The sequence below is a fragment of the Psychrobacter sp. UBA2769 genome (genome assembly GCF_002352555.1).
In the GTDB taxonomy this organism is placed as follows: domain Bacteria; phylum Pseudomonadota; class Gammaproteobacteria; order Pseudomonadales; family Moraxellaceae; genus Psychrobacter; species Psychrobacter maritimus.
In genome coordinates this window covers 16,230-27,662 of sequence record NZ_DEIR01000005.1, presented here as the reverse complement: position 1 = coordinate 27,662, position 11,433 = coordinate 16,230, and the positions used below count along the sequence as shown (strand labels likewise).

Sequence of the window (11,433 nt, the reverse complement as noted above, 5' to 3'; positions counted from 1 at the left end):
CGAGTAATAAAGTATCATACTGAGTAATAAAGTATCATCCTATTGACTCAACTATTAGCCCTTGCTGCTGTTTAACACCGCAGTGAGGGCTTTTTTTATGCTCAAACTAACCCTTTAAAAAGGAAATAACATCCCACCACGGTTAATAATACCGCAAAGCATTTCTTTAAAAGCTCTGGTGATAGTATATGGGCGACTTTTGCACCTAACTTAGCGGTGAAAAAGCTCATGATACTAATCCCTAAAAAGGCATAAATGTGGACAAAGCCAATGGTATTGGGCACATCAACTTGTTGCTGCATCCCAAAGAACATAAAGCCTAACGCTCCAGCAATGGCAATGGGCAAGCCACACGCTGCTGACGTGCCAACGGCTTTTTGCATGATCACACCGTAACGCGTTAAATAAGGTACGGTTAAGCTACCGCCGCCAATACCAAAAATGGCAGAAGCGATACCAATAACCCCGCCTGCTGCTAGTTGCTTAGGTTTTGAAGGCAGTTCTGTATTAACGCCAGCGACATCATTAGCATGACTAACGACTTGTTTTTTGCCACCGAAAAACATCTTATAAGCGACCCAAAGCAAAAACACGCCAACGATAAGCTGAAGATATAGCCCAGATATCTGTCCTGCAATGCCTGCCCCTAAAAAACAGCCAATCGCTAAGCCGGGTGCTAGGTTTTTAAAGACCGGCCACATGACGGCGCCCTTTTTATTATGCGCCATGAGCGAGCTGATAGAGGTGACAATGATGGTCGCCAGTGACGTACCTAAGGCCAAATGCATGATGCTGTCAGGACTGTAATCCATTTGGGTAAAAACGATAAATAATAGTGGTACGATAATCGTACCGCCGCCCACACCAAAAAGCCCCGCAGCAAATCCTGCTAGCGCGCCTATTATTAAAAAAATGATTAGTTCCACAGGATAGTTACTTCTCGGTTAAATGATAGTTTTATAGTCGATGCTAAATAACATGAATACGTTATCTGACAAGGTGAAACTGGTACAAATTTTTCTAGCTTGCTGTGCCTACGCCGACAGAGGCTACAAAAAATTCATTCCAGTTTCACTGTATCGGCTTGATATTAAGCTGATTATAGTTAGATGACCATTAGATAATCAATGTCAGAAAGTCAGCTTAAACGATTTCTACCTGACCTACTTGATGGTAAGCGCGGTTGAAATACACCAAGCTTTCATCAGCACTGCTTTGTTGATAGCCTTGTTTGATGGCAACAACTCGGCACATAAAGACACTGTGCGTACCAACTTGCTGAATATCCTCAATCTCACAGTCAAAACTGACCAATGCATCTTCTAAAATAGGCGCACCTGTCGCTAATGTCGTCCAAGCACCGTGCCCAAAGCGCTCTTCTGAGCATAATTTAGAAGCAAAAGCATTGGATATAGATTCATGCTGTGCGCCCAACACATTAACACTCAAGGTTTTGTTTTCAAGAAAATGAGCATGTGAGCGAGCCGTTTGATTCATACAGACCAGCAAGGTTGGCGGTGTATCGGTGACGCTACATACCGCCGAGGCAGTAAACCCATGAGCACCTGAGCTACCTTTAGTGGTGACTACATTGACGGCGGTCGTCAACAAAGACATGGCATCTCTAAAGTCGGTTGCTTCAATCACATCTTTACTCATTGCTGCAATCCTAAATGTTAAATCGGTAAGTACATTGATAACTGAGGTCACTCATGAGTTTAAACAAGCTTTTATAGGCGGGGTTAAAAACCCAACTTATAAAAGCTAAATTTTGCATCAGTTTAGTTAATAAATCCTAAGCCGTCAGCTCTTGACGCACGATTGCCGCGCCTGCGCTTAACGCGCTCAATTTTCCTCGTGCCACTTGGCGCGATAACGGTGCCATGCCGCAGTTGGTCGAAGGATAGAGCTTGTCCGCATCAACAAATTGCAGCGCTTTGCGTAGTGTATCCGCAACCTCTTCAGGGGTTTCAATGGTATTAGTTGCAACGTCAATGGCACCAATCATCACTTTTTTACCGCGAATGAGTTCTATCAAATCCATCGGTACATGTGATTTTTGACACTCTAACGAGACAATATCGATATTCGACTGCTGCAACTTAGGAAAGGCTTGCTCATATTGACGCCACTCTGAACCCAGTGTCTTTTTCCAATCGGTATTGGCTTTGATGCCGTAGCCGTAGCATATATGCACCGCCGTCTCACATTTTAAACCTTCTATGGCACGCTCTAAAGTAGCAATACCCCAGTCGTTGACGTCGTCGAAGAACACGTTAAACGCAGGTTCATCAAATTGAATGATATCTACACCCGCCGCTTCTAATTCTCGCGCTTCTTGATTGAGGATTTTAGCAAATTCCCACGCCAATTTTTCACGGCTTTTATAATGACCATCATATAAGGTATCAATCATGGTCATCGGACCGGGCAGCGCCCATTTAATTGGCTGATCAGTTTGCTGACGTAAGAACTTCGCATCTTCAACGAATACTGGCTTTTGACGACTTACCGCGCCAACCACTGACGGCACACTGGCCTCATAACGATTACGAATTTTAACGGTTTTACGATTCTCAAAATCGACGCCATCAAGATGTTCAATAAAGGTGGTGACAAAATGCTGACGCGTCTGCTCGCCATCACTGACAATATCAATCCCTGCATGTCGCTGTTCTTGCAATGTTAAACGTAGCGCATCTTGTTTGGCTTCAAGCAATTGCTCGCCTTCTAATGCCCAAGGTGACCAAATTTTTTCAGGTTCGGCAAGCCAAGAAGGTTTCGGTAAGCTGCCCGCAGTTGATGTCGGTAACAATTTTTGTGTCGGTAATAATATTGTCATGGGATTCATCTTCTTATTCATTCGTATTTTATAGGTCAGTTAATTAGTTGTCGCTCAGTTAAGCAGCCTGTTTTTTAGCCGTTTCTTTTTGACCTACTTCTCTTTGAACAGTCTCGCTTGCAACATCATAGTTTGCCGCCCATTCCTCAAGAATAGCTTGGTAGGGCTTAATAAATTGCGCTTCTGTGAACTTACCTTGCGTCACCGCCATTTGGCTGCGTTCTGCGCGGTCATAGACAATTTGCGTCAGTGAATAATCTTGGTAGTTTAAACTCGGTTGATAGACTTGACCTGCGCTTGAGTTGGCATTGTAAATTTCAGGGCGATAGATTTTCTGGAAAGTCTCCATGGTACTGATCGCACTAATCAGCTCAAAATCGCTGTAATCCGTCAGCAAGTCACCGGCAAAATAAAATGCCAAAGGCGCGGCGCTATCTGTCGGCATAAAGTAGCGTACGGTTAAGCCCATTTTGGAAAAGTACTCATCGGTCAATGACCCCTTGTTCAAAGAGCAGCCATCTAATCTGTACTCAACCCCTAATACCGGATGCTGATTGGTCGTACGCTGATAGGTCTTACTAGTAGACACACTGAGGCAAATGACCGGTTTTTTAGTAAAGTTGGCTTGGTAAGCCTCTGAGTTCAATAAATATTGAAACAATTTGCCATGTAAATCGCCAAAATCTTCTGGCGGTTGCGATGCAGGATGTTTATCGAAATGCTCTGGCAGGACGACACTAAAGTCATAATCGCGTACGTAAGAGGAGAAACTGTTGCCAATCATACCGTCAATACGGCTGTTGTCTTTATGGTCAATAATCGTTGTTTTGAGCGTTTCGATGACAGGGAATGTATCACCATTACCTGCGACATCCATATCGACAGAAATAATATCAACCTCAACAGAATAACGGTCTGCGGTCGGGTTATCCCAATGCGCCAAGGCGTTAAAACGATTGTTAATCATGGTTAACGTTTTGCGTAAATTCTCTTGGCGATGCTCACCGCGCGCCAAATTTGCAAAGTTAGTGGTCAGACGCGTGCTGTCGGCAGGATGATAGTTTTCATCAAAACGAATGCGCTTAATTGAACAGGTGAATTGTTTACTCATGATAATCCGCTACCCTAATCTATTCTCATTGTCGAGATAAAACCAAATTTGTGTATGGGATAAATCATACCTGAACCAAATCATGAATAAAAATGATACTATTTAAATTAAAGATGAGTAAAATTCATGTTGATAAGATTAGGCTATGAGAAAAGGATTGGATAGTGGGGATTTTGAAGGATTGCTTTATAGGATATAAAGCCTGTAAAACGCTTTATATTCATGAATTATAAATACTTAGCTGTACGCTCATACATATAGTCGACTCAACTTAAAAAGAATACAGGGCTGTTGGGATAAATTTTGCGAAGCATCGAAAAGTGCGAAGCGCACAGCAAGCAAGAAAAATTTATCCCAGCAGCAGACTATTTTTAACATGCCTTTTTTATATTGAACTTTCACTATGTCAATGCACTGATCTATTGACATAGTGAAAGTATATTTCATTGTTTAGATAAAATGATATTTTTGAGGATGAATTCAGTTATGTTTAATTTAAAATCCGATACTGACCTATTCCACAAGCATTTGCTATTTTAAGAAGATTTTTGAGTTTGATAAATGAACAAGCTTACGCAGACCAAAATAGCACCAAAAATAGTTAATGCGCTCAAAGTGCTATCAAAAACCAGACTCTCTAATATCATCGTTAATAAAGGCAACAAGAAGAATAAGGTGCTTACTTTATCTGCGGCGCTATATTTGAGCATAAGCATCAATAATAAATAAGCCCCTACGGAAACCACTGCGCCCATCCATATCAATGCAAGCAGAGAGTAAGCATTGACCTCAAAGTATAATCCTTGATAAACAATCACAGCGGAGAATATCAAAAACGAGAATATAGTCTGAATCAATAAGGTTAAAATAGGCGGCGTTTTAACCTTAGCTTGAGCAATAGTACCAAACGTGATGGATAGTAATGCCAGTACGGAAAGCATCATACCTAAAGCATTTATCTTATCAACGCTATGATAGCCCAATGTTGATAAAACCAAGCCTGAAAAACAAATCGCTAGTAGTATTAAGTTTTTAACGCTAACCGTATTTGCACTTAGTAGCGACGTTATAATTGGCTGTATACCAAGCACCAGTATAATAATGCCAAGGGATAGTCCTGTGTTAATAGCTGAAAAATAAAACGTTAAATAGAATACTTGTAGCAATAGACCTGAAAATATAATGCCTTTGAGCTGGTCTTTCTTAAGCTCAGTGATAGCTATCTTTTTATGGGCAGATTTTAGATAGATGGCTAGTAGCAGTGATAAAGCGATTGCTGATCTTAAGAATAAAAAGCTCCAAGAGTCGGTATATTGCAAACCAACCTTTGCAAAGATGGCACCACCACTCCATATTGCCAAAAATCCTATAGGTGCAGAAAAATTTACAATATCCTGCTTTGATTGATTGTGAAAATTCAATTTCATCTCTTTACCTAGCGTGCATTTGAATGATGCCGCTATGATAATAAAATTGATGCTGCAGGGTTTGTGGGAATAGATTGAAATATATGCTGATCAGCTTATTCTTGTGTGCTTCATATTCTGGTTGTTACAACGCAGTCTGTATGGCGTCTGATGATAGACGCTAGAAAAACGACGTATAAAGGCAGAAACATTATCATAACCGCACTTCTCAGCCACAATCGCAATAGGTGTGTCAGTATTTAGAATGAGACCAAGAGCAGACTTCATGCGAAGGTTGGTAATATAGGCGTTGGGCGTACAGCCAAGATGCTCTTTGAATAACACCTTAAACTGACTTTCACTCAGACAGGCAATCTCAGCAAGTGACTTTGTCGTATAGTTGGTGGCGATATCATTCTTTATAGTGTGAACAACTGCAGTCAAGCGAGTATCCAGTCGTTTACTCATCTGCATATTTCCAAGAAGCGCTTTTAATAACTCAAACATCATCCTTTCTAACTGTTGGTTGTAAGCAGAGGTCAATTGTTTTTCAACGAAAGAGATATATAACAAGGTCTTTTCGTCCATTGAAAAATGCGCTTCATTTAGTGTCAACCCTAAAAAGTCAATATTCTCTATATTTATTACTAAAAAACGAAAGTCTTCTCTTGCCTGAAATTGATGGTGAACACCTTTTTTGATAACCAATGCTTCTCCATAAGCAACATCAATGGTCTGATCGCTAATAACCATTCTAATGTTACCCATCAATGGTATAAGAATTTGATGGTAATCATGAGTATGACCTTCAAGCTGGCTGTCATAGGTCCTGATAAATAAATGGTTTATTGGCTCAGTATTTTTCATGAGGTCTATTCACTGTCTGAAATATTGGTAGGTAACAGGACTTTAAGAGAGTGTAGCAAGAAAACTATCTTAGCGATTAATGACTTGGAGGATTTTGAACGCTAGTCTTATTTGAAGACACCCCAATTTTAAGATAACCAAATGGAACCAGATACTTTTACCTTTAATGCCATTAATAGACCATTTAAATTTGAATGGTTGATTAAAAATACGTCAACCCTACCGATGGCAAACAGCTGATTCGCCTCCAAATACTCTAGATCAACCACTTCCTATGTGATTGACCCAGAAGTTTTACCAGCACTGACTACTTTTCGATAACTGTGCTTTCTTTATCTTTACCATGCGGTATTAACCATTTACCAAACCATCCTGATAAGTCATCCATCAAGGTATAAACCACGGGAATGACGACGAGACTTAATAAGGTTGAGGTCACCAAACCACCCAATACTGCGGCGGCCATCGGACGACGGAAGGTAGGGTCGGCATCGCCCCAACCAAAAACTAAAGGCAGCATGCCAGCGCCCATCGCAATGGTGGTCATAATAATTGGCCGCGCACGCTTACGACAAGAATCGATAATGGCATCAAAACGCGCCAAACCTCGGCGCTGTGCAATCAATGCATAATCGACCAATAAGATAGAGTTTTTGGTGGCGATACCCATCAGCATAATAAAACCAATCATCGATGGCATCGACAGACTGCTATTGGTAATCACCAAGCCGACAAAAGCGCCACCGATAGATAACGGTAACGCCATCAAAATGGTAAAGGGCTGCAATATCCGACCAAATAATAAAATAAGCACGCCTAAGATACAGACCACACCAACCGACATCGCAATCACAAAACCGCTAAATAGCTCAGCCATGTTTTCCGCTTGCCCTTGGTCAATAATGGTAATAGAGGCTGGCATCTGTTGCATACTGGGTATGCTTTTAACCGCTTGTACCAAGTCACCAAGCTCGCCATTGGCAGGCTGGACGGTGATACTAATCGCCCGTTCACGATCGAGGCGGCTGATTTGCGCAGGCCCAGTACCAAAATCTAACGACGCCACTTCACCTACTCGTACGCCTTGTCCAGCTGGTAAGGCACTCGGCACATATAGACCTTCTAATTGACTGACATTTTGCTTGGCGATATCTGGCAAACGTACCACTATCGGTATCTGCCGCGTATCGAGATTGAGCTTAGATAAACGCTGCTCATAATCGCCTACGGTCGCCACCCGTAAGGTCGTAGCAATATCTTGCGTGGTCACGCCTTTATCCGCCATCGCCAGTCTGTTTGGTGTCACTGTCAGCTCTTGGCGCGGTAGGCTGCGATCACTAGTGACAGCACCAGCGCTTGGTAACGCCCGAATCTCTGCCATCATTTGCTGCGCTGTTTGCTCAAGTAGGCGCGGATCGGTACTGGTTAAAGAAAAATTATAACCGGTTTCACCGCCACTCGATAAACCAACGGAAAAGCGCGCGCCCGGCACTTCTGCCAACATGCTGCTTATTTGGCGCTCAATCTCTTGCTTAGAGCCGCGCTCTGCCCTTGGAGCAAGCACAATATCCAAACCTGCGATATTTTCAGCTTTGCCGCCTGAGCTGGCTTCCATTGCTGCTTGCGCTTCTCCTACTGAGGTGAAAATATTGGTCACTTCAGGCATCGCCAATATACGTTCACTGGCCATCGCCGCAACACGCTCGGTATCTTCAAGCGCCACATCTGGGGTCAGCTCAATCTCAACCCGCGTCTGGTCAATATCATTATCAGGGATAAAGGATGTCGGTAGTAATTTCACCAAAGCCAACGACGCCACAAATAGTATTAACGTCGCCCCCATCGTAATCCAGCGATGATGCAGCGTCCATGAGACCACTTTTAAATACCAATCCATCAGCGCGCTTTGTTTTTCAACGTGCTTTTTTTCTGGGCGCAATATATAAGCGGCCATCATCGGGGTGATTAGGCGCGCGACCATTAACGACGCAAATATCGATAAGGCCGCTGTCCAACCAAATTGCCGGAAAAACTGCCCGACAATACCGCCCATAAAGGCCGTCGGTAAAAATACCGCAATTAGAGTAAAGGTGGTCGCGACGACTGCCAAGCCAATCTCATCAGCCGCTTCCATCGCTGCTTCATAAGGGGTTTTGCCCATACGCAAATGGCGGATGATATTTTCGACTTCTACAATCGCATCATCGACCAGTACACCGATGACCAATGACAGTGCTAATAACGAGATAATATTAAGACTAAAGCCAAATAAGTACATACCTAAAAAAGTAGGAATGACTGACAATGGCAACGCTACGGCCGCTACAAAGGTCGCTCGGATATTGCGTAAAAATAAGAACACCACGACTACGGCAAGCAAACCGCCTTCTATCAGCATGCGTAAAGATGCTTGATAATCCTCGGCAATTGGCGTGGCTCTATCGTAGACTTTTTCAATATCGATATTGCCGATATCGGCTGACAGCTTGGCAAGCTCAGCATCAACCAGCTCCATGACCTCAACCTCACTGGCACCGCGCGAACGGGTGATATTAAATGCCACCACGGTTTCACCATCTAGCTTGGCAATCGAGCTTGGGTCAGCGGCGCCATCGGTGATTTGCGCCATACGTCCGAGCGCTTGCGTACCACCTGTCGGCACAGCAACTTGTAAATTGTTTAAATCACTGGCGCGCTCAACCGCCCCAAGCACACGAATGGTCTGGGTGGTTTTGCCTACTTCTGCTTCACCGCCTGAGCTGTCTTGCTGAATACCAGTGATTTGATTGGATAGCTGAGTGATAGAAAGCTTAAGACCACTTAGAGTAATAGGGTCAGCGGCAACCGTAATCTCACGCTGCAAACCGCCGATACGGCTGACGGTACTGACACCCGGTATATCAGAGAGACGCTTGGTAATGGTGTCATCGACGAACCAAGATAAATCCTCCACATTCATATTTTCAGAGGCAACAGAGTAGGTAACGACGGGGAAACCTGACGTTGAGACTTTGGTAATAATGGGATCATTGGCAGCGGCTGGTAAATCGCCCCGTACCTCACCGACTGCCGAGCGCACATCGTCGACCGCTTCTTGAATGTCTTTTTCTAAGACAAACTCGGTGGCGATGGTCGCTACGCCCGTCTGTAGGGTGGTGCGAATATGTTTGACACCCTCAATACTGGTGAGCTTATTTTCCACCTTTTTTGCAATATCGTTTTCGAGCTGTGATGGCGCAGCACCCGGTAAAGTGACCGTAACCACCACCGCTGGCAGGTCAATATCAGGGAATTGCTGCACCTTCATTTGCATAAAGCCGTAGATGCCGCCCAATGTCAGCAGCACAAATAGCAAGATAGCAACTAAAGGATTTCTAATCGAGTAAGCGGAAACATTTAAACTCATGAGCGCGCCTGCGTGGCTGTGCCAGTAGTGGCGGCGGTTGCCGTTTTACCAGCTTGGCTACCCGATTTATCATTGGCTGTATTTAGGCCGTCAACGACACGTACTAAGTCGCCATCGTTTAAGAAGCTACCGCCTTGCTTTACCAGTCGGCTTTCTGCAGGTAATGGCTCTGTCAGCGCCACACTATCACCAAAGCGCTCACCTAAGGTCACGCGTTGTTGTTTGATACGGCCAATGTTTTGACCGTCTTGGCTGCTGATATTGGTCACTAGCATCACATAATCATAACCATCATTACTAACAATGGCGCTATTCGGCACGGTTTGAGCGCTGGTACTACCCAATAAAAACTCGCCCGTTTGGTACATCCCTGCCCGTACTTTTGAGTTCGCAGCAAGGCTGGCATAAATAGTAATTTGGCGGTTATCATCAGCAGTTGGTGCAATGCGGCTGACTTGCCCCATGACTGAATCGCCGCCCGGTAAGCTGACGCGTACTGGCGTGCCGACATTGACTTCACCAAGAAGTTTAGGATCGATATCCGCGCGCCACTCCAAAACACCGCCTTTAATAATGGTAAATAATGGCTCACCGCCAGCGACCATACCGACCTCAGCCATTTTTTCACTGATGACACCGCTGACCGGTGCAACTACATTGGCATTATTGACACTTAAACGCTGGGTACTTAGGCGCGCTTTGGACGCTTGTAATGCCGCCTGTGCCTGCAGTTTAGAGGTGCGATAGCGATCCGCTTCTTGTCTACTGATGGCATCAATCTCAATCAGCGGCAGGACACGAGCGGCATCGGCAGTCGCATTGGCAAGCGTTGCTTCGGCTTCGGCAACATCGGCTTCAGCTTGCAAGACTTGCTGCTCCATGGCATCGGTATCAAATATCGCCAGTACTTGCCCCGCTTTGACACGATCGCCCTCCTCGACCAATATACGCTCGATAGCAACGCCGTTTACTTTGGCACTGACATTAGCGACATCTTTAGCGTTGATGGTGCCATCGGCACTGAGCGTGTTACCAATACTGTCTTGGCTTGGTGACACCGTTTCGACCGACAACACCGCTTGCGCGCTGCTGGCATCGTCTGGGTTTGCGCTAGCGTTTTGCACACTGTTAGCAGCTGGCGACTCCTTGCTCACCGCTTTATCACCGCCCCAGTACTTGCCGACCAATACCCCGATTACAAGCACGATAGCCAATACCGGCAACAACCATAAGGGAAATTTCGACCTTGGTTTAGGCGCTCGCCCATCCGCTTGGCGGTAAGGTGGTAGCTCAGATTCAACTGGCAGCTTGTGGTCTTCAACATCGCTCATGATAACTCTCTGTCAATACAGGCAATTAGAAATGGTATAAGAAATATAATGTTAGAAACATAATAGGAAAAAAAACAGACTAGCGTCAATCAAAGCTGCCTAATAAAGCCATACAATAAACAATATGTTTATGCGTTTTAAGCTTAAAAAAAGAGCAGCTTATAAATACTGTACGCGTGCTCACAGTCAACCTTTAACCCGCGCAGCACTATTTATGATTACATTAGTCTGTAAATTTATTGAGGATAGCATATATCAAGTCATCATCTTATTTTTATATATAGTGTCTTAGGTTCGTAAGTTTAGCGTCTACTAAGAATAGGCTAATGTAAAAACTCTCAAAGCGAATACGATAGAAGTAATAAACTAGCAGAACATCTTGTTTATAAATTTTAAGCGACCGACATTATCTTTTATCATCTATATAACTTATAAAAACCATAAAGAAAAGCCATTATCTCTAAAAGAAT

The 11,433-nt window shown here is 43.9% G+C and carries 8 protein-coding genes; all 8 read right to left on the bottom strand.

Translation table 11 applies throughout. From position 1 onward, the window contains the following. Positions 1-101: 101 nt before the first annotated feature. A complete protein-coding gene (locus B3Q63_RS01460; RefSeq protein WP_296172951.1) occupies positions 102-926 on the bottom strand; it encodes a sulfite exporter TauE/SafE family protein in 825 nt (274 codons plus the stop codon). Between the two features lie 217 nt (positions 927-1,143). Then, positions 1,144-1,647 carry a flavin reductase gene (locus tag B3Q63_RS01455; protein ID WP_296172953.1) on the bottom strand — a complete coding sequence of 168 codons (504 nt, stop codon included), beginning with the start codon at positions 1,645-1,647 and terminating at the stop codon, positions 1,144-1,146. Positions 1,648-1,795: 148 nt separating this feature from the next. Beyond that, complete coding sequence (locus B3Q63_RS01450; protein ID WP_296172950.1) at positions 1,796-2,842, bottom strand: methionine synthase; 1,047 nt, start codon at positions 2,840-2,842, stop codon at positions 1,796-1,798. Positions 2,843-2,900: 58 nt separating this feature from the next. Then, on the bottom strand, positions 2,901-3,953 hold the full coding sequence (locus B3Q63_RS01445; RefSeq protein WP_296172948.1) for a DUF1852 domain-containing protein: 1,053 nt from the start codon (positions 3,951-3,953) through the stop codon (positions 2,901-2,903). 536 nt (positions 3,954-4,489) lie between these two features. Continuing rightward, on the bottom strand, positions 4,490-5,380 hold the full coding sequence (locus tag B3Q63_RS01440) for a DMT family transporter (RefSeq protein WP_296172946.1): 891 nt from the start codon (positions 5,378-5,380) through the stop codon (positions 4,490-4,492). A gap of 90 nt (positions 5,381-5,470) precedes the next feature. Beyond that, positions 5,471-6,226, bottom strand: a complete 756-nt coding sequence (locus tag B3Q63_RS01435; RefSeq protein WP_296172944.1) for a helix-turn-helix transcriptional regulator — start codon at positions 6,224-6,226, stop codon at positions 5,471-5,473. A gap of 307 nt (positions 6,227-6,533) precedes the next feature. Beyond that, positions 6,534-9,632: an efflux RND transporter permease subunit gene (locus B3Q63_RS01430; protein WP_201626066.1), complete on the bottom strand. Its 3,099-nt coding sequence runs from the start codon at positions 9,630-9,632 to the stop codon at positions 6,534-6,536. Beyond that, positions 9,629-10,963 (bottom strand): efflux RND transporter periplasmic adaptor subunit, encoded by a 1,335-nt coding sequence (locus B3Q63_RS01425; RefSeq protein ID WP_296172942.1) that lies wholly within the window; start codon positions 10,961-10,963, stop codon positions 9,629-9,631. The genes B3Q63_RS01430 and B3Q63_RS01425 overlap by 4 nt, the downstream gene beginning before the upstream one ends. Positions 10,964-11,433: the final 470 nt, after the last annotated feature.